Genomic DNA, 18,709 nt, shown 5'->3' with positions numbered 1-18,709 from the left:
AATTGGTTGCATCACTGATCGGCCGAAAGTTTGTTTTGCGCACCACAACCGGGGCGTGCCCTTTCGACAGCTCGTGGGCGAACGCCCCTCGCTCTCCGCCCCCGGTTGGATCAGGGCAAGGATTCGGGCTTTTTCGTGGTACATGCAAGGGGCCGGGCGATAATTCGCCCAAGCCGCGATCATGTTTGGCAACAGCCGTTAATGGTTGGCGGCGAGGCGGTGGAGCCCGATCACGAAAAGCAGGCCCTGCCCCTTGGGCTGAAGCCGCAAATCCGGGCTGTCGCGGTCGAGGATCAGCGTGTCGAGCGGTCCGAGGCTCGGCCCATCGTGCGTGAGGAGCGTGGCGGCGGCGCCGACGGCAAGAACGAGGCTGGTGTCGGCGCGCGGCGCGATCCGAATCTCGGCGGTGAAAGACCGGCGCTCGACCTCATGGGCCATGCGGCCACGGCGGGTCATGATGTTGAGATCGGTGATCGGGCCGCCGATCAGCGCCGCGCCAGTCGGCACGTCGCCCGGAAAGGCGAGCGGCGCCGAGGCCATGGTCAACCGCGCCGGCGCCTGGTCGGCAATGTCGAGAATGATCCCCTCGCCTTCCAGCACCGACAGTGTTCGATCTATGCCTGCGAAACTTGAGAACGGGCCGCTCGTCTCGACCCGGGCCATCGAGACGCGCCAGTCGAAATCCTCGAGCCCGGCGCCGCGGGGCGAAACGGCGATTTCGGTCGTCGTGCCGCCGCCATTCTTCCACGGCATGACGCGGTAATCGGCGGCACGAAGGATGCGCATTTGGCTCAGACCCGGACGACTTCAAGTCGGTTCGACCTGAAATCATCCGGCTCTGTCTTTTTGGTGAGGAGCATGATGTTGTCCGAAAACCGCTTCACACTTTTCGGCATCATGCTCTAGCCCAGGATGCCCGGCAGGTTCAGTTGGTACTCCTTGGCGCACTGGATGGCGATGTCGTAGCCGGCATCGGCATGGCGCATGACGCCGGTCGCCGGATCGTTCCACAACACGCGCTCCAGGCGCTTTGCCGCGTCAGCCGTGCCGTCGGCGACGATGACCATGCCGGCATGCTGCGAGAAGCCCATGCCGACGCCGCCGCCATGGTGCAGCGACACCCAGGTCGCGCCCGACGCGGTGTTGAGCAGCGCGTTGAGCAGCGGCCAGTCGGAAACGGCGTCGGAGCCGTCCTTCATCGCTTCGGTCTCGCGGTTCGGCGAGGCGACCGAGCCGGAATCGAGATGGTCGCGGCCGATGACGACAGGCGCCTTGAGCTCGCCCTTGGCCACCATCTCATTAAAAGCGAGGCCGAGGCGATGGCGATCACCGAGACCGACCCAGCAGATGCGCGCCGGCAATCCCTGGAACGAGATGCGCTCGCGCGCCATGTCCAACCAGTTGTGGAGATGCGTATTACCGGGGGTCAGCTCGCGCACCTTGGCGTCGGTTTTGTAGATATCCTCCGGATCGCCCGAGAGCGCCGCCCAGCGGAACGGACCGATACCGCGGCAGAACAGCGGCCGGATATAGGCCGGCACGAAGCCCGGGAAAGCGAAGGCGTTCTCGAAACCCTCGTCCTTGGCGACCTGGCGGATGTTGTTGCCGTAGTCGAGCGTCGGCACGCCGGCGTTCCAGAACGCCACCATCGCCTCGACATGCTCGCGCATCGATGCTCGGGCGGCCTTTTCGACGGCCCTCGGATCCGAGATGCGCTTCTCGCGCCACTCGGCCATCGTCCAGCCCTTCGGCAGATAGCCGTTGATCGGGTCATGCGCCGAGGTCTGGTCGGTGAGAATGTCGGGGCGGATGCCGCGTTTGAACATCTCCGGCACGATCTCGGCGGCGTTGCCGAGAAGCCCGACCGATTTTGCTTCGCCGGCCTTGGTCCAGCGATTGATCATGTCCATCGCTTCGTCGAGCGTCTCGGCCTTCTCGTCGACATAGCGGGTGCGCAGGCGGAAATCGATCGAGTCCGGGTTGCACTCAATCGCGAGGCAGGAAGCGCCGGCCATGACGGCGGCCAGAGGCTGGGCGCCACCCATGCCACCGAGGCCGCCGGTCAGGATCCATTTGCCCTTGAGGTCGCCATTATAGTGCTGGCGGCCGGCTTCCACGAAAGTCTCGTAGGTGCCCTGAACGATGCCTTGCGTGCCGATATAGATCCAGGAGCCGGCCGTCATCTGGCCGTACATCATCAGGCCCTTCCTATCGAGCTCATTGAACTTCTCCCAGGTCGCCCAGTGCGGCACGATGTTGGAGTTGGCGATGAGCACGCGCGGCGCATTGGCGTGGGTCTTGAAGACGCCGACCGGCTTGCCCGACTGCACCAGCAACGTCTCGTCCTCGCCCAGCGTCTTCAGCGACGCGACGATACGGTCGAAATCGTTCCAGGTGCGCGCCGCCCGACCGATGCCGCCATAGACGACGAGCTCGTTCGGGTTCTCGGCGACCTCGGGATCGAGGTTGTTCATCAGCATGCGCAGCGGCGCTTCCGTCGTCCAGTAGCGAGCATTGAGCTTGTCGCCGCGGGGGGCGCGCACTTCACGTATGTTGTGACGAGGATCGGTCATCATTGTCCCTTTCAAGCAAGGCGGGCGGCGCGGGTCAGCGCCCGGCCCAGTCAATGGCGGTTTCGAGGATTGTTTTCAGCGTGGCGCGGATCGGCGCGGCATAGCTTGGGTCGTAAGGCACCGGCCAATTTTCCGGCGAACCTTTTTCCGCAGGCTCGCGCATGTAGCCACGGTTGGAGAGCTCCATCTGCAGCGCATGCACGCCGTTCCCGGGCTGGCCGAAGCTTCTGGTGATCCAGCCGCCCTTGAAGCGGCCGTTGACCACCCAGGTCTCGCCGGTCGCGGCCAGGATGGCGGCCACTTTTTCCTGCAGCACGGGATCGGTGCTCTTGCCGTCATTGGTGCCAAGGTTGAAGACCGGCAGCGTGCCGCCGAACAGGCGCGGCAGCACCGAGCGGATCGAATGGCAGTCATAGAGCACGATCTTGTCATGTATGCCGCGCAGCCGGTCGATCTCGGCCTGTAGGGCGGCATGGTAAGGCTCGAAATAGGTCTTGCGGCGCTGGTCGATCTCGGATGGGCTCGGCTCCTCACCCATGCGGTAGAGCGGATCGCCGTCAAACGTGTCTGTCGGGCAAAGGGTGGTCGTCGCCTGCCCGGGATAGAGCGAAACGCCCGACGGATCGCGGTTGACGTCGATAACGGTACGCGAGATGGCGGTGTGCACGACGGTTGCGCCGAGGTCGGCGGCGAAATCATAGAGCTTGTCGATCCACCAGTCGCAGTCGCGCCGCCCGAGCCAAGTCGAGACGAGGCGCGAGTCGAGGCCTGCAAGGTCGATGCCGGTGTGCGGGATCGAAACCAGCAGCGGCGCGGTGCCCCGGGTGACCGTGAGCCAGCTTGGCGAGGCCATCATGCCGCTCCCGCGATCCCCGGCAGCTTCACGGCACCCGCCGCATTCGCCGCGGCCCCGCTGCGGACCATGGCGATCGCCTTCTCCATGTCGGGATGGAAATGGCGGTCATTGTCGAGATGCGGGACTTCGGCCCGGACCAATTTGCGCACCGCCTCCAGCGCCTCGCTGGATGCAAGCGGCGCGTGAAAATCGCAGCCTTGCGCGGCGGCCAACAATTCGATGCCGATGACGGCGGTCGCATTCTCGATCATGCCGAGCAGCCGGCGCGCGCCGTGGGCGGCCATCGAGACATGATCTTCCTGGTTGGCCGACGTCGGAATGGAATCGACGCTCGCCGGGTAGGCCTTCTGCTTGTTTTCGGAAACGAGGGCCGCCGCCGTCACCTGCGGGATCATGAAACCGGAGTTCAGACCGGGCTTCGGCGTGAGGAAGGCCGGCATGCCGGACAATGCCGGGTCGACCAGCATGGCAATGCGACGCTCCGACAGCGAGCCGATCTCGCAGACGGCAAGCGCAATCATGTCGGCGGCGAAGGCCACCGGCTCGGCGTGGAAATTGCCGCCCGAAAGCGCGGTGTCGTCCTCGGCGAAGATCAGCGGGTTGTCGGTGACGCCGTTGGCTTCCGTCTCGAGCGTGTCGGCGGCCTTGCGCAGCACGTCGAGCGCAGCGCCCATCACCTGCGGCTGGCAGCGCAGGCAGTACGGATCCTGTACGCGCTCGTCGCCGACACGGTGCGATTCACGAATGGCGCTGCCGGCCATGAGATTACGCAGCGCGTCCGCGGTCTCGATCTGGCCACGATGCTTGCGCAACAGATGGATGCGCGGGTCGAAGGGGGCGTCGGAGCCCTTGGCGGCATCGGTCGACAGCGCGCCGGCGACCAGCGCCGACTGGTAAAGAACCTCGGCCTCGAACAGGCCGGCGAGCGCGAAGGCGGTGGAGAACTGCGTGCCGTTGAGCAGCGCGAGACCCTCCTTGGCGCCTAATGTCACCGCCTCCAGTCCATGCGAGACGAAGGCCACCTTGGCCGGGAACCGGCCATGCGGGGTAAAGCATTCGCCGACGCCGATCATGACGGCGGTCATATGCGAAAGCGGCGCGAGGTCGCCGGAAGCGCCGACCGAGCCTTGCGCCGGCACCACCGGAATGACGTCGTTGGCGAGCATTGCTTCCAGCAATTCTATGGTCTGAGGCCGCACGCCGGATGCGCCCTGGGCCAGGCTGGCGAGCTTCAGCGCCATCATCAGCCGCACCACGGCGACAGGCATCGGCTCGCCGACGCCGGCGGCATGCGACAGCACGATGTTGCGCTGGAGCGTTTCGAGGTCGTTTGCCGGGATGCGGACGCTGGCGAGCTTGCCGAAGCCGGTGTTGATGCCATAGACCGGCTCGCCCTTGGCGACGATGCGGGCCACCGCCTCGGCGCTGTCCCGGATCTTCGGCCGGCAGGCGGCGTCAAGCTTCGGCACGGCGCCGCGATAGATGGCGCGCCAGTCGGCAAGCGTGGCATTGCCGGGCTTCAGGGTAAGTTCCGTCATTGTCCTCTCCAGATTCGGGCATGGAGCGGGTTGAAGCCCATGCGGTAGACGAGTTCGGCCGGACGCTCGATATCCCAGATGGCGAGATCGGCCGATTTGCCGGCTTCCAGCGTGCCGGTCTGTTCAAGCAAGCCCAACGCGCGCGCGGCCTCGCGAGTGACGCCGGCGAGGCATTCGTCGACGGTCACGCCGAACAGCGTCGCGGCCATGTTCATGGTGAGCAGCAGCGAGGTGAGCGGCGAGGTGCCGGGATTGGAGTCGGTGGCGACAGCCATCTTCACGCCGTGGCGGCGAAAAAGATCGACCGGCGGCTTCTTCGTCTCACGGATGAAGTAGTAGGCACCGGGCAGGATCGTCGCCACGGTGCCGGCCTTGGCCATCGCGGCGGCTCCCTCCTCGTCCGTGTATTCGAGGTGGTCGGCGGACAACGCGCCATAGCGGGCGGCAAGCGCCGCGCCATGCAGGTTGGAGAGTTGGTCGGCGTGGAGTTTTACCGGCAGGCCGAGCGCCTTTGCCTTATCGAATACGCGCGCCATTTGCTCCGGCGAGAAGGCGATGCCCTCGCAGAACCCATCGACCGCGTCGGCGAGCTTTTCGGCGGCGACTTGCGGCAGGATCGTGCCGGAGACGAGATCGATGAAGGCATCCTTGTCGCCCTTGGCTTCCGGCGGTAACGCGTGCGCGGCGAGACATGTCGTGCGGATCGTCACCGGACGCTCACCGGCCAGACGGCGGGCTGCGCGCAGCGACTTCTTCTCATTATCGGCATCAAGGCCGTAGCCGGACTTGATCTCGACGGTGGTGACGCCTTCGGCGATCAGCGCGTCGAGCCGCGGCAGCGTCTGGGCGACGAGTTCGTCCTCGCTTGCGGCGCGCAGCGACTTGACCGAGGAGACGATGCCGCCGCCGGCGCGTGCCACTTCCTCATATGTGGCGCCGTCCAGCCGCATCTCGAACTCATTGGCGCGGTTTCCCGCATAGACAAGATGCGTGTGACAGTCGATCAGGCCGGGGGTGATCCAGCGTCCAGCGCAATCGACGGTCTCGGCGCCCTGCCCGGCCGCAGCCGGCATCTCGGTTTCGGGGCCGGCATAGAGAATAAGCCCGTCGCGCGCGGCGACCGCGCCTTTCTCGACGATCCCGAGGCCGGCCGCACCCTCGGCCATGGTCGCCAGGCGCGCATTGCGCCAGACCCGATGGCCGCTCCTGTTGTTTGCTCCACCCATCATCTTTTCCATTTGAAAGGATGGCGATTATGTATATACATATTGAAACGCGACGCAAGCAATATCGTCGCTCACGCATCGAGATTTGGAGACGCAGGTGACGGCAATCTTTGCGGAACAGGCGCTTCTGCCCGAGGGCTGGCAAAGCAATGTGAGGATCGTCTTCGAGGATGGCCGCATCTCGAAGGTCGAGGCCAGCGCTGCCGCTCGGGCTGGTGACGAACGCCATGCCATCGTTGTGCCCGGTATGCCCAATTTGCACAGCCACGCCTTCCAGCGCGGCATGGCGGGTTTGGCCGAATTACGCGGCCCTTCGGCCGACAGTTTCTGGAGCTGGCGCGAAGTGATGTACCGCTTCGCGCTGTCGATGACGCCGGACCAGGTCGAGGCTGTGGCGGCGCAGCTCTATGTCGAAATGCTGGAGGCCGGCTTTTCGCGCGTCGGCGAGTTCCATTATCTGCATCACGACCGCGACGGGCAGCCTTATGCCAATATCGCCGAGATGGCAGAGCGGATCTCGGCTGCCGCCGCAGACACCGGCATCGGCCTGACACTGCTGCCGGTCTTCTATGCCCATTCGGCCCTCGGCGGCGCCGCTCCCAACGAAGGGCAGCGGCGATTCATCAATGATGTCGAGCGCTTCGGGCGCCTGCTTGAGAAAAGCCGCGAGGGCGTTCGCTCGTTGGAGCAGGTCGTCGTCGGCGTTGCGCCGCACAGCCTGCGCGCCGCGACGCCGGACGAGCTCGATGCGGTCGCCGCGATGGCACCGGACGGACCGATCCATATCCATGTCGCCGAACAGATGAAGGAAGTCGAGGACTGCGTCGCCTGGTCGGGCAAGCGTCCGGTCGAATTCCTGCTGGCCAACGCCAAAGTCGACAAGCGCTGGTGCCTGATCCACGCCACCCATATGACCGAGGCCGAGACCATTGCCATGGCCCGGACCGGCGCCGTCGCAGGGCTCTGTCCGATCACCGAAGCCAATCTCGGTGACGGCACGTTCGCGGCGCCACTGTTCATCGAGCATGGCGGCCGCTTTGGCGTCGGCTCCGACTCCAATGTGCTGATCGGCCTGCCGGACGAGCTTCGGCAGCTCGAATATTCGCAGCGCCTCGCCCATCGCGCCCGCAACGTGCTGGCCCGCACCGGCGGCTCGACGGGGCGCGCCCTGTTCGACGCCTCGCTCGACGGCGGCAGCCAGGCGCTCGGCGCCGGTCCGGCGCAAATTGCCGCCGGCTGCCCCGCCGATTTGGTCTCGCTCGACGCTGGCCATCCTTGGGTTGCCGGCAAGGCTGGCGACGCGATCCTCGACACCTGGATTTTCGCCAACGGCAGCAAGGTCGATTGCGTTTGGGTGCATGGCAAGAAGCAGGTCAGCGGCGGCAGACATGCCAAGCGCGAGGCGGTTGCCAAGCGGTTCCGCGAAGTCATGACCGCATTGTCGCAGGGCTGAACAGGAACATCCGATGAGCCTTGTCGAGATAGATGACATCGAAGGCGGCGAGATCCTCTCGCTGCATCAACGCATCCTGTCGGATATCCGCGAAAAGATCCTGTCGGGCGCCTGGGCGCCGGGCTATCGCATTCCCTTCGAGCACGAGCTGACGGATCACTACAATTGCTCGCGCATGACGGTGAACAAGGCGCTGTCGCAGTTGGCCAAGGCCGGGCTGATCGAGCGCCGCCGCCGCTCCGGTAGTTTCGTGCGCCAGCCGCAGTCGCAAGCGGCGGTGCTTGAGCTGCATGACATCAGAATCGAGGTCGAGGCGCTCGGCCTGCCCTATCGCTATAAGCGGCTGGAACGCCTGAAGCGGCGCAGTGGCACCGAGGACCGCGCGCTGCTCGGGCTTTCCCGATCAGGTCCGGTGCTGGCGCTGGAGGGCCTGCATTTTGCCGGCGAACGGCCGTTCGCGCTGGAGCAGCGGCTGATCAATCTTTCTGCGGTGGCCGAGGCAGCCGAGGAGGAATTTCTCGACATCGCGCCAGGCCCGTGGCTGATCGGCCGCGTTCCGTGGAGCGAGGCCGAGCACCGCATCCGCGCCATGGCCGCCGACGAGACGATCGCCGATGCGCTAGACATCGACGTGGGCGCGCCCTGCCTGGTGGTCGAACGCCGCACCTGGAGCGCCGAGCATCCGGTGACGCATGTTCGGTTCATCTATCCGGCGGAGAGCCACACGCTGGTGGCGCGATTTACCCCGTCGCAGGGGTGAGCTCTTCTCCTCCCCCCTTGTGGGAGAAGGTGGATCGGCGCGCAGCGCCGAGACGGATGAGGGGTGTTCCAGCGGAGTGAGACGCTGGCATTCCCTGGAGCACCCCTCATCCGGCCGCTTCGCGGCCACCTTCTCCCACAAGGGGAGAAGGGAAAGTCGGCGCCTCAGATCGCCGCAGTCACAATAATCTCGACCAGATATTCCGGGGCGGCGAGCTTGGCTTCGCCGGTGGCGCGTGCTGGGGTATGGCCTTGCGGCACCCACTTGTCCCATTCCGAGTTCATTTCGGCGAAGGTGCCCATGTCGGCCAGCCAGATGATCGCCTGGACGATCTTGGTCTTGTCGGTGCCGGCCTTGGCGAGCAATTCGTCGATGGTCTTGAGGATGTCGCGGGTCTGCGAGGCAACGTTGCCGCCGGGCTCGCCGACCTGGCCGGCCAGATAGACGGTGTTGCCATGGATGACGATCTGGCTCATGCGCGGGCCGACATCGATGCGACGAATGCTCATTGGAGGTTCCTTCGTTATGGGAGTCGCTGCTCTTTAGAGTCCGGGCGGACGCGGGGCAAGGCCGGCGGACGCGAAACCAATTGAGCCAAGTATCCGGTCTCTGCCGCCCACCTACACGGCGAGTTGACCGGTCGTGACACAATTGCGCCAGCCTGGCGTGTTGACTAATGTAATAACATCACATATCGACAGCTCACTCGATTTCGCGGATCGCCGCCCGATGACCAATGCCTGCCTGACTTTCCGCGACCTGACGCTGGGCTACAACAGCCACGCGGCCATCCATCATTTGAACGGCACCGTCCGCAAAGGTTCGCTGACCGCGGTGGTCGGCGCCAACGGCTCGGGCAAATCGACGCTGATGAAGGGCATCGTCGGCGTGCTGAAGCCGATGGAAGGCGCGGTGGTCCGCATGCCGGGTGTCCGCACCGCCTATCTTCCGCAGCAGTCGGAGCTCGACCGCTCCTTTCCGGCGCGCGTCGTCGATCTGGTCTCGCTCGGCCTATGGCCAAAGCGCGGCATGCTCGGGCGCTACACCAAAGAGGACCGAGAATCCGTCAGCAAGGCGCTGATGGCGGTCGGGCTCGGCGGCTTCGAGAAGCGGCCGATCGACACGCTGTCCGGCGGACAGCTGCAGCGCACGCTGTTTGCCCGCGTGCTGTTGCAGGACGCCGACCTCATCCTGCTCGACGAGCCGTTCAACGCGGTCGACTCCAAGACCGTGGGCGATCTCATCCAGTTGATAAAGCGCTGGCATGGCGAGGAGCGCACGATCATGGTCGTGATTCACGACCTCGACCTGGTGCGGCAGAATTTCCCGGAGACGCTGCTGCTTGCCCGCCAGCCTGTCGCCTGGGGCGACACCAAGGACACGCTGCGGCCGGAAAATCTGCTCAAGGCAAGGCGCTTCCACGAGGCGTGGGAAGAAAACGCGCCGTGGTGCGAGCCGAGTGAGCATGAACACAGCCATGATCGCGCGCACGATCATGATCATGGGCACGACCACCGACACGACCATCATCACGGCTCCGGACCGAGGGCGGCATGATGGATTTCCTCTACGGCCTGTTCATCGCGCCCTTCGCCGACTTCGCCTTCATGCAGCGGGCGCTGTTCGGCTCGCTGATGCTGTCGCTCGGCGCCTGCCCGGTCGGCGTCTTCCTGATGCTCAGGCGCATGAGCCTGTCGGGCGACGCGATGGCGCATGCCATCCTGCCCGGCGCTGCCGCCGGCTTCCTGCTTTATGGCCTCGAAATCCTGCCGATGACCATCGGCGGGCTGATCGCCGGCATCATCGTGGCGCTCGGCGCGGGTGCCGTCTCTCGCTTCACCATCCAGCGCGAGGACGCCTCGATGGCGGCCTTCTATCTTATCTCACTGGCCGTCGGCGTGCTGATGGTGTCGATCCGCGGCTCCAGCGTCGACCTGATGCATGTGCTGTTCGGCACGGTGCTGGCGCTCAACGATGAGGCGCTGATCCTGATCGGCGGAATCGTGGCGGTGACGCTAGCCTGTCTCGCCATCTTCTGGCGCGCGCTTGTCGCCGAATGCCTCGATCCGCTGTTCCTGCGCTCGGTGAGCCGCATGGGCAGCCCGGTGCATTTCATTTTCTTGGGCCTTGTCGTGCTCAACCTCGTCGGCGGCTTCCAGGCGTTGGGCACGCTGCTGTCGGTCGGACTGATGATGCTGCCTGCCGCCGCGGCCCGCTTCTGGACGGCGCGCGTGGAGCCGATGTGCGCGCTGGCGGTGCTGATCGGCTTCGCCTCCTGCATCGCCGGGCTGCTCTTGTCCTATCACGCCTCGCTGCCTTCTGGCCCGGCGATCATCCTTTCGGCCGGCGTCGTCTATTTCTGCTCGATCCTGTTCGGCACGCGCGGCGTGCTGCGTGCACGCATCGTGCATCACCGACACCGAACCGCCTGACCCTCATTCCCACCCCTTAAAAGGAGACGTTGCCAATGCTGAAATCCTTCCGTGCCGCGCTGACGTTGAGTGTTATAACATTAAGCGCTTTCGCGACATCGTCCGCCTTCGCGGCGCCGCTCAAGGTCGTGGCGAGCTTCACCGTGATTGCCGACTTTGCGAAAAATGTCGGCGGCGACCGGGTCAACATCACCACCATTGTCGGGCCGGACGGCGACGCGCATGTCTATGAGCCGAGCCCGGCGGACGCGGTGGCGATGGCCAAAGCCGATGTCGTGCTGGTCAACGGCCTGCATTTCGAGGGTTTCCTGCAGCGCCTGGTCGATGCCAGCGCCACCAAGGCCGCGATCGTGACGCTGACCAAGGGCGTGACGCCGATCGACTTCAAGCCGGAATTCGCCGATGCGGATGCCGCAGAAGGGGCCGGCACCGGAAGCGGCAAGACGGTCACGGATCCGCACGCCTTCCAGTCGATCGCCAACGCCAAGATCTATGTGAAGAACATTGCCGACGCTTTCTGCGCGGCCGACAGCGCAGGCTGCGACAGCTACAAGGCCAACGCCGCCGCCTATACTGCCAAGCTCGATGGGCTGGAGGGCGAAGTGAAGGCGGCGATCCAGTCGATCCCCCAAGCCAAGCGCGTCGTCATCACCTCGCATGATGCTTTCGGCTATTTCGAGCACGAATACGGCCTGACCTTCCTGGCGCCGCAAGGCATCTCGACCGATTCCGAACCGTCGGCGGCCGACGTCGCCAAGCTGGTCAGCCAAGTCAAGCAGGATAAGGCGGCGGCGATCTTCGTGGAAAACATCACCAATCCGCGGCTGATCGAGCAGATTGCCGGCGAGACCGGCATCAAGGTCGGCGGCACGCTCTATTCGGACGCGCTGTCTCAGCCCGATGGTCCCGCCGCGACCTATATCGACATGATGCACAACAACATCACGCAGATCAAAGGCGCGATCCTGGGAAGCTGAGCGGCGAGGCATCAACCGGCCCGGCATCTTGGGTTGCCGCAGCGTCCATTGCGTATCCGAGAGGGACGCGGCGCTGCGGGAGCCGGTTGGATTTTCCGGCGCACATTCTCTATTTGGCAGAGAAATCCGCTCGTACGGATTGCCGCTCATGCCCCGGGGTGGCATGACTGCGCCAAAGAGATTGCGAGGACCACATCATGGAATACCGCCAGATCAGCGACGACTATTCGGTCTCCGGCCAGATCCAGCCGCAGGATATTGCCGCCATCAAGGACGCCGGCTTCAAAAGCGTGATCTGCAACCGGCCGGACGACGAGCAGCCGGGCCAGCCTTCGGCCGATAGCGTCAAGGCAGCGGCCGAGGCGGCCGGCCTCGGCTTCCGCTACATCCCGGTCATCAGCGGCCAGATCACCCTGGACAATGTCGAGGACCAGGCCGCCGCGCTGGATGAACTCGAAGGGCCGGTGTTTGCCTACTGCCGCTCCGGGGCGCGTTGCACCAACCTTTATGGGCTGATCCAGCAGCAGCGAGGGTGACGGATTTGCCGCGAAAGTGCGCTGAGATTCAGGTCAGGCCGAGCCGAAAATGGTGGCTTCCGAGAACCGGAGCGGAGCGTACTTAAGTACGTGAGCACCGGAAGCGCAGGAAGCCGCCGTTTGCAGGCCGGCCTCACCCGAATATCGGCACACTTTAAATCGGCAGCGCGCCGGTTTCCTTCAGCGTCTCCAGCACGATCGCGGTCTTCACATGCTGCACGGATTCGTGCGGCAGGAGCACGCCGTTGACGAACTCGGACAGTGACTTGAGGTCGGGCGTCACCACCTTCAGGATGTAGTCCATCTCGCCGGTCAGCGCGTGCGCCTCCTGCACTTCGGGCAGGCGGGCCACCAGCTCGCCGAAGCGGCGGGCATTGTCGCGGTTGTGGGTGGCTAAAGTCACCGAGATGACGTTGACCAGCGAAAAGCCCAGACGATCGCGGTCGAGCACGGCGCGGTATCCTTTGATGTAGCCATCATCCTCCAGCCGCTGGCGGCGGCGCGAGCATTGCGAGGGCGAGAGGTTCACGCGCTCCGAAAGGTCATTGTTGGTATAGCGTGCATCCTCCTGCAGAAGCGCCATTATCTTGCGGTCAAATTGATCGAGACGCGTATCATCCACGAGCAATCCTCCATTCATGCATAATTTGCGCACATGATGACCATTTCAGGCGGTTGAATGCAAGCACCGTGCGGCTGCTCCGCGCTATTATGGCGAAAGATGGCCAAGCTTGGCCGCAACAGCTTTCGGAGGACTGCCATGGGCCCGTTCCCGCACGACGCCCCGCCCGCCAGGATCAGCAAGCAAAACCCCGCCGGCACCGACGGCTTCGAATTCGTCGAGTTCGCGCATTCAGAGCCGGCAAAACTCGCCGAGCTCTTTGCCCGCATGGGCTATGTCGCGGTGGCCAAGCATCGCAGCAAGGACATCACCGTCTGGCGCCAGGGCGACATCAATTATGTCGTCAATGCCGAGCCCGGCTCGCATGCGATGAAGTTCGTCGAAAAGCACGGCCCCTGCGCTGCCTCGATGGCGTGGCGCGTGGTCGATGCCAAACATGCCTTCAACCATGCCGTCTCAAAGGGCGCCACGCCCTATGAAGGCACCGACAAGGCACTGGACGTGCCGGCCATCGTCGGCATCGGCGGCTCGCTGCTTTATTTCATCGAAGCCTATGGCGAGAAAGGCTCGGCCTATGACGCCGAGTTCGAATGGCTGGGCGAGCGCGACCCCAAGCCCGAAGGCGTCGGCTTCTATTATCTCGACCACCTCACCCACAATGTCTATCGCGGCAACATGGACAAGTGGTGGGATTTCTATCGCGACCTGTTCGGTTTCAAGCAGATCCATTTCTTCGACATCGACGGCAAGATCACCGGCCTGGTCAGCCGCGCCATCACCTCGCCCTGCGGCAAGATCCGCATTCCGCTGAACGAGTCCAAGGACGAGACCAGCCAGATCGCCGAGTATCTGAAGAAGTACAATGGCGAGGGCATCCAGCACATCGCGGTCGGCACCGATGCGATCTACGAGGCCACCGACAAGCTCGCCGCCAACGGGCTGAAATTCATGCCCGGCCCGCCCGACACTTATTATGAGATGTCGCATGAGCGCGTGCACGGCCACGACGAGCCGATCGAGCGCATGAAAAAGCACGGCATCCTGATCGACGGCGAAGGCGTGGTCGACGGCGGTACGACCAAGATCCTGCTGCAGATCTTCTCCAAAACCGTGATCGGCCCGATCTTCTTCGAGTTCATCCAGCGCAAGGGCGATGAAGGTTTTGGCGAAGGCAATTTCCGCGCGCTCTTCGAATCGATCGAGCAGGACCAGATCAAGCGCGGCGTGATCAAGCTGGACGGCAAGGCGGCGTAACGCCTGAGCTTACTTGCGGCCGGACCAATTATGACCTAAATTCTGGTCATAAGAGGTTGGCAATGAACGTTCCGATGGCAAAAGCAAAGGCCCAACTCGCCGAGTTGGTGAAGCGGGCCCAGGCCGGCGAAAAGATCAATCTGACCCGGCACGGGGAGATTGTGGCAACCTTGAGCGCCCCTGCCCGGCCTGCGGGGAGCAAGGGTCTGTTTGGAGCCCTGAAAGGCCAAATTTGGATATCGGATGATTTTGATGAACTCGGCCCCGAATGGGACGAGTACATCAAATGAGCCGCAAATATCTGGTCGATACTCATATTCTACTCTGGGTACTCAACGCGGATTCACGCCTTTCGGACCATCATCGGGACATCTTTCTTGCGAGTGAGGATGTGGTCGTCAGCGCCATCTCGGTGGCGGAGATCGCCATCAAGAAATCGCTCGGCAAAGTCACGCTCACAGGCAATATCGTGGAGATCTTGAAGTCGAACGGCATTCCGATCCTCGGCGTCAATGAATTGCACGCAGCGAGGCTTGAGCATCTGCCGCTTCATCATCGTGATCCATTCGACCGTCTACTCATCGCGCAGGCTCAAATTGAAGATCTGACGATGGTCACTGCGGATCGGCACTTCGCAGCCTACGACGTTGCCTTGGTCTGATCATCCAGTCCCAACCGTTCGACCTCTTCTTTCCTCAGCTTCAGGTCGTACTCGAGCAGGAACTCGTCCAATTGCGGTGGCGGAACGGAAGTGCCGGAAAGCATGGCATGCACCTGCCCGCGGTGGTGGATGTCGTGCAGGAAGACATGCGCGAGGATGTCGCCGATCTTTTCGGGGATCATGCCATCCTCGCGCCGGTCGGTTATGACGCGGCGATCGAGATCGGTCTCTGAAAGTGCATCGCAGAAAGCAACGAGCCTGCGGTCGAAATCGGCCTGTGCCTGTGCCAGACCTACTGCATCGTTGAAGGGCACGTAGTCGTCGTAGGCTGCGGCACCACGGCCACCATCCGTCAGGAACTCGAGATAGAGAAGGTCGACCGCCAGGATGTGGTTGAGCGTCTCCCTGATCGACGGAAAGAAGCTGGTGCGCCCGGCTGCGAACTCGCCGGGCTGAAGCGCCAGCACTGCACGATAGAGCCGGTCGTTCGACCAGAGATTGTTGCGCGCCATGCGGCGCAGGTGCTCCAGCATGGTCACCGGCTCAATGCTCCCCTCACCCCTCGTATTTCTCGACCTTCTGCTCGATGGCGCCAAAGATCGAATGGCCGGTTCTGTCCTTCATCTCGATGCGCACCGTGTCGCCGAAACGCAGGAAGGGTGTCTTCGGCTCGCCGCCTTCGATGGTCTCGATCATGCGCAGTTCCGCAACGCAGGAATAGCCGGCGCCGCCGGCCGAGACCGGCTTGCCAGGGCCGCCGTCGAGCTTGTTGGAGACGGTCCCCGAGCCGATGATGGTGCCGGCGGCGAGCGGCCGGGTTTTCGCGGCATGCGCGATCAGCGTCGGGAAATCGAAGGTCATGTCGACGCCGGCATTGGCGCGGCCGAACGGCTTGCCGTTGACGTCGACCAGCAGCGAGAGATTGACCTTGCCGCCGTCCCAGGCATCGCCCAGTTCGTCGGGCGTGACCGCCACTGGCGAGAAGGCCGACGAAGGTTTCGACTGGAAGAAGCCGAAGCCTTTGGCCAGTTCCGGCCCGGTGATGGCGCGCAGTGTGACGTCGTTGACCAGCATAATGAGGCGGATTGCCTCCTTCGCTTGTTCCAGACTGGCGCCCATCGGCACATCGTCGACGACGACCGCGACCTCGGCCTCCATGTCGATGCCAAAGGCCTCGTCGGCCATGCGGATCGGATCGCGCGGCGCAATGAAGGAGTCCGAGCCGCCCTGGTAGATCAGCGGATCGGTCCAGAAGCTCGCCGGCATCTCGGCGCCGCGCGCTTTGCGCACCAGCTTGACATGGTTCACATAGGCCGAACCGTCCGCCCATTGATAGGCGCGCGGCAGCGGCGAATGCGCGTCGTGCTCGTGGAAACGCGCCGAGGGAACTGCGTTGGTCTCAAGCGATTCGGCCATGGCCGCCAGATGCGGCGCAATGCGGCGCCAATCGTCGAGCGCAGCCTGCAGCGTCGGCACCAGGAAGGAAGCGTCGGTGAACCGCGTCAGATCGCGCGAGACCACGACCAGTTTTCCGTCGCGCGTCCCGTTCTTCAATGTGGCAAGCTTCATGCGGTTTCCTCTCCTGAAGCGGCCTTCTGACCGCCTAGCCCCACAACAAGGCCGTCGCGGGCAATCGTCAAGTCGCCGGCCCAAGTTTTCCTGACGGCGTCGATCCAGTCGTCCTCGCCGATCGCCGGATCGTCGGCTGGAATGAGATGGTTGAGCACCAGCCGCTTCACCCCGGCATCGCTGGCGATGCGGCCTGCTTCGTCGGCAAAACTGTGGCTGGCTAGGAGATGCTCGCGCAGTCGCGCGCCGTTGCCGGTCCGGGCGACCAGTCGCTCCACGCCCCCCTCCAGCATGGCCTCATGGACAAGGATGTCGGCAGCTTTGGCAAACTCAGCCAGTGGCGGAAAGAAGGCAGTGTCGGCGGAAAACACCACGCTCTTGCCGCCCTGCTCGAAACGCAGCGCAAAACAGTCGGTGACCGGCGGATGGTCGACGCGCAACGAAGTCACCGTCAGACCTCGCTCGTCCAAAACCGACCCTTCGCCGAACTCCTCGACCGTGATCAGGTCGCGGATGTCCGGCCTGCCTTCGTCGATGATGCGGATCTCGATGTCGAACTCCATCGCCTGGCAGAAGCATTGCCAGTAGTACCCCGTGCCGGGTGGGCCAAAAACGGTCACCGGCGTCGCCAGCCCCGCCGTCCAGGCGGTGTGGATCAGCGGCGCGAGTTCCAGAACGTGGTCCGAATGAAGGTGCGTGACGAAGATCAGGTCGAGCGCCTTCAGGCTGACGCCGGCATCAGTCAGCGCACGCGTGACGCCCAGCCCGCAATCGACGACGATGGTGCGCCCGCCGATTTCAAGCAGCGACGAACTCGGCCAGGGTCCGCCCGGCCGGACTGCCGGGCCACCCTTGGAGCCGAGCAGGACGAGCCGATCCACGTTTTCGGTATTCAAGACCAGTCGCCTTCCGGAGTGCCGTTGAAACGCTTCTTCAGGTCGGCCCAGCAGTCGATGTAGTTCTCCTGCAAGGTGCCGAGCTCGGCGGCGTAGCGCGTCAGCATCTGCGGAAAGCGCGTTTCGAACATGAAGGCCATGGTGTTGTCGAGCTTGACCGGCTTCAGGTCGACGCGCGTCGCCTTCTCGAAGCCGGAAGCGTCCGGGCCATGCGCCAGCATCTGGTTGTGCAGGCTGATGCCGCCGGGCACGAAACCTTCCTCCTTGGCGTCGTACTGGCCATGGATCAGGCCCATGAACTCGCTCATGATGTTGCGATGGTACCAGGGCGGCCGGAACGTATTTTCGGCCACCAGCCAGCGCGGCGGGAAGATGACGAAGTCGACGTTGGCCGTGCCCTCCTCGCCGCTCGGCGCTGTCAGCACGGTGAAGATCGATGGATCGGGGTGGTCGAACAGGATGGCGCCGACGGGCGAAAACGTCGCCAGATCATATTTGTAGGGCGCGTAGTTGCCATGCCAGGCGACGACGTCGAGCGGCGAATGGCCGAGTTCGGTAACGTGGAAGGCGCCGCACCATTTGACGATCAGCCGGCAGGGCGTCTCCTTCTCCTCGAACCAGGCGCAGGGCGTTTTGAAATCGCGCGGATTGGCCAGGCAATTGGCGCCGATCGGGCCGCGGTCGGGCATGGTGAACTTGGCGCCGTAATTCTCGCAGACATAGCCGCGCGCCTCCTTGTCGGCGAGCTCGACCTTGAAGACGAGGCCGCGCGGCAGCACCGCGATCTCGCCGGGGCGAAGCTCGATCACCCCCATCTCGGTGACGAAGCGCAGCGCGCCCACCTGCGGCACGACCAGCAATTCGCCGTCGGCGTTGAAGAAATGGTCGTCCACCATCGACCGGTTGGCGACATAAACATGCGCCGCCATGCCCGACTGGCCGACCGCATCGCCGGCCGTGGTGAAGGTACGCATGCCGGAAATGAAGTCGGTCGGCTCGGTCGGCATTGGCGTCGGGTTCCAGCGGTATTGGCCGAGCGCGAGCTCGTGGTCGCCGATATTAGGCCCGGTCTTCCACAAGGGGTAGCTGGCGCCCTTGAATCGGCCGGTGTGCTTCACGCTCGGACGGATGCGGTAAAGCCAGGAGCGCTCGTTGGTGCCGCGCGGCGCGGTAAAGGGCGAGCCGGACAGTTGCTCGGCATAGAGGCCATAGGCCGGCCGCTGTGGTGAGTTGCGGCCCTGCGGCAGCGACCCGGGCAGCGTCTCGGTTTCAAAATCATTGCCGAAACCCGGCATGTAGGAAAAGGCCATCCGATCCTCCCTGATCCTGGCTTGCCAGCGTCCTGACAACGCGGCG

Annotated in this window: 20 protein-coding genes; 9 read left to right on the top strand and 11 right to left on the bottom strand. The window is 64.0% G+C overall.

The genetic code is table 11. The annotated features are described in order from the left end of the window. Positions 1–198: 198 nt before the first annotated feature. From LB538_RS22100 to hutI, 5 genes are all read right to left on the bottom strand, one after another. Positions 199–786: a HutD family protein gene (locus LB538_RS22100; RefSeq protein WP_224529035.1), complete on the bottom strand. Its 588-nt coding sequence runs from the start codon at positions 784–786 to the stop codon at positions 199–201. A 116-nt stretch (positions 787–902) separates the two neighbouring features. Continuing rightward, positions 903–2,576: a urocanate hydratase gene (hutU, locus tag LB538_RS22095; protein ID WP_224529037.1), complete on the bottom strand. Its 1,674-nt coding sequence runs from the start codon at positions 2,574–2,576 to the stop codon at positions 903–905. A gap of 31 nt (positions 2,577–2,607) precedes the next feature. Continuing rightward, positions 2,608–3,429, bottom strand: coding sequence for an N-formylglutamate deformylase (gene hutG, locus LB538_RS22090; RefSeq protein WP_224529040.1), 822 nt, complete (start codon positions 3,427–3,429; stop codon positions 2,608–2,610). Continuing rightward, a complete protein-coding gene (hutH, locus tag LB538_RS22085; RefSeq protein ID WP_224529043.1) occupies positions 3,426–4,967 on the bottom strand; it encodes a histidine ammonia-lyase in 1,542 nt (513 codons plus the stop codon). The genes hutG and hutH overlap by 4 nt, the downstream gene beginning before the upstream one ends. Continuing rightward, entirely contained in the window at positions 4,964–6,193 is a 1,230-nt protein-coding gene (gene hutI, locus LB538_RS22080) for an imidazolonepropionase (RefSeq protein WP_224529046.1), read from the bottom strand. Before hutI ends, hutH begins: the two co-directional genes overlap by 4 nt. Positions 6,194–6,290: 97 nt before the next feature. Here hutI and LB538_RS22075 point away from each other — a divergent pair, with 97 nt between their 5' ends. Together LB538_RS22075 and hutC are read left to right on the top strand one after the other, a co-directional pair. Next, positions 6,291–7,646 (top strand): formimidoylglutamate deiminase, encoded by a 1,356-nt coding sequence (locus LB538_RS22075; RefSeq protein ID WP_224529065.1) that lies wholly within the window; start codon positions 6,291–6,293, stop codon positions 7,644–7,646. Positions 7,647–7,659: 13 nt separating this feature from the next. Then, positions 7,660–8,406 carry a histidine utilization repressor gene (gene hutC, locus LB538_RS22070; protein WP_224529067.1) on the top strand — a complete coding sequence of 249 codons (747 nt, stop codon included), beginning with the start codon at positions 7,660–7,662 and terminating at the stop codon, positions 8,404–8,406. 164 nt (positions 8,407–8,570) lie between these two features. Here hutC and LB538_RS22065 read toward each other — a convergent pair whose 3' ends face one another. Beyond that, a complete protein-coding gene (locus LB538_RS22065; RefSeq protein WP_140697768.1) occupies positions 8,571–8,915 on the bottom strand; it encodes a RidA family protein in 345 nt (114 codons plus the stop codon). Positions 8,916–9,135: 220 nt separating this feature from the next. Here LB538_RS22065 and aztA point away from each other — a divergent pair, with 220 nt between their 5' ends. From aztA to LB538_RS22045, 4 genes are all read left to right on the top strand, one after another. Further along, a complete protein-coding gene (gene aztA, locus LB538_RS22060) occupies positions 9,136–9,963 on the top strand; it encodes a zinc ABC transporter ATP-binding protein AztA (RefSeq protein ID WP_224529070.1) in 828 nt (275 codons plus the stop codon). Then, positions 9,963–10,838 (top strand): zinc ABC transporter permease AztB, encoded by an 876-nt coding sequence (aztB, locus tag LB538_RS22055; protein WP_140634059.1) that lies wholly within the window; start codon positions 9,963–9,965, stop codon positions 10,836–10,838. Before aztA ends, aztB begins: the two co-directional genes overlap by 1 nt. 35 nt (positions 10,839–10,873) lie before the next feature. After that, positions 10,874–11,815 (top strand): zinc ABC transporter substrate-binding protein AztC, encoded by a 942-nt coding sequence (gene aztC / locus LB538_RS22050; protein WP_224529072.1) that lies wholly within the window; start codon positions 10,874–10,876, stop codon positions 11,813–11,815. A 197-nt stretch (positions 11,816–12,012) separates the two neighbouring features. Next, positions 12,013–12,351 carry a TIGR01244 family sulfur transferase gene (locus tag LB538_RS22045; protein WP_224529076.1) on the top strand — a complete coding sequence of 113 codons (339 nt, stop codon included), beginning with the start codon at positions 12,013–12,015 and terminating at the stop codon, positions 12,349–12,351. Between the two features lie 154 nt (positions 12,352–12,505). Here LB538_RS22045 and LB538_RS22040 read toward each other — a convergent pair whose 3' ends face one another. Beyond that, entirely contained in the window at positions 12,506–12,973 is a 468-nt protein-coding gene (locus LB538_RS22040) for an Lrp/AsnC family transcriptional regulator (protein WP_095767792.1), read from the bottom strand. A 138-nt stretch (positions 12,974–13,111) separates the two neighbouring features. Between LB538_RS22040 and hppD the strand changes: the two genes are divergently transcribed. From hppD to LB538_RS22025, 3 genes are all read left to right on the top strand, one after another. Continuing rightward, positions 13,112–14,227 (top strand): 4-hydroxyphenylpyruvate dioxygenase, encoded by a 1,116-nt coding sequence (hppD, locus tag LB538_RS22035; protein ID WP_095767793.1) that lies wholly within the window; start codon positions 13,112–13,114, stop codon positions 14,225–14,227. A 62-nt stretch (positions 14,228–14,289) separates the two neighbouring features. After that, positions 14,290–14,517: a type II toxin-antitoxin system Phd/YefM family antitoxin gene (locus tag LB538_RS22030; protein ID WP_095767794.1), complete on the top strand. Its 228-nt coding sequence runs from the start codon at positions 14,290–14,292 to the stop codon at positions 14,515–14,517. Next, a complete protein-coding gene (locus LB538_RS22025; protein WP_095767795.1) occupies positions 14,514–14,888 on the top strand; it encodes a type II toxin-antitoxin system VapC family toxin in 375 nt (124 codons plus the stop codon). Before LB538_RS22030 ends, LB538_RS22025 begins: the two co-directional genes overlap by 4 nt. Here the strand turns inward: LB538_RS22025 and LB538_RS22020 are convergent. The 4 genes from LB538_RS22020 to hmgA are packed head-to-tail and all read right to left on the bottom strand — an operon-like array spanning position 14,867 to position 18,663. Next, on the bottom strand, positions 14,867–15,427 hold the full coding sequence (locus tag LB538_RS22020) for a DinB family protein (RefSeq protein WP_224529078.1): 561 nt from the start codon (positions 15,425–15,427) through the stop codon (positions 14,867–14,869). The genes LB538_RS22025 and LB538_RS22020 overlap by 22 nt on opposite strands. A gap of 16 nt (positions 15,428–15,443) precedes the next feature. Beyond that, entirely contained in the window at positions 15,444–16,457 is a 1,014-nt protein-coding gene (locus tag LB538_RS22015) for a fumarylacetoacetate hydrolase family protein (RefSeq protein ID WP_224529081.1), read from the bottom strand. Continuing rightward, a complete protein-coding gene (locus LB538_RS22010) occupies positions 16,454–17,353 on the bottom strand; it encodes an MBL fold metallo-hydrolase (protein ID WP_224529084.1) in 900 nt (299 codons plus the stop codon). The genes LB538_RS22015 and LB538_RS22010 overlap by 4 nt, the downstream gene beginning before the upstream one ends. Then, positions 17,350–18,663 carry a homogentisate 1,2-dioxygenase gene (gene hmgA, locus LB538_RS22005; RefSeq protein WP_224529087.1) on the bottom strand — a complete coding sequence of 438 codons (1,314 nt, stop codon included), beginning with the start codon at positions 18,661–18,663 and terminating at the stop codon, positions 17,350–17,352. Before hmgA ends, LB538_RS22010 begins: the two co-directional genes overlap by 4 nt. Between the last annotated feature and the right edge of the window lie 46 nt (positions 18,664–18,709).

This window comes from Mesorhizobium sp. Ca11, assembly GCF_020165275.1.
Classification (GTDB): domain Bacteria; phylum Pseudomonadota; class Alphaproteobacteria; order Rhizobiales; family Rhizobiaceae; genus Mesorhizobium.
This window is presented reverse-complemented; position numbering and strand designations above follow the sequence as displayed.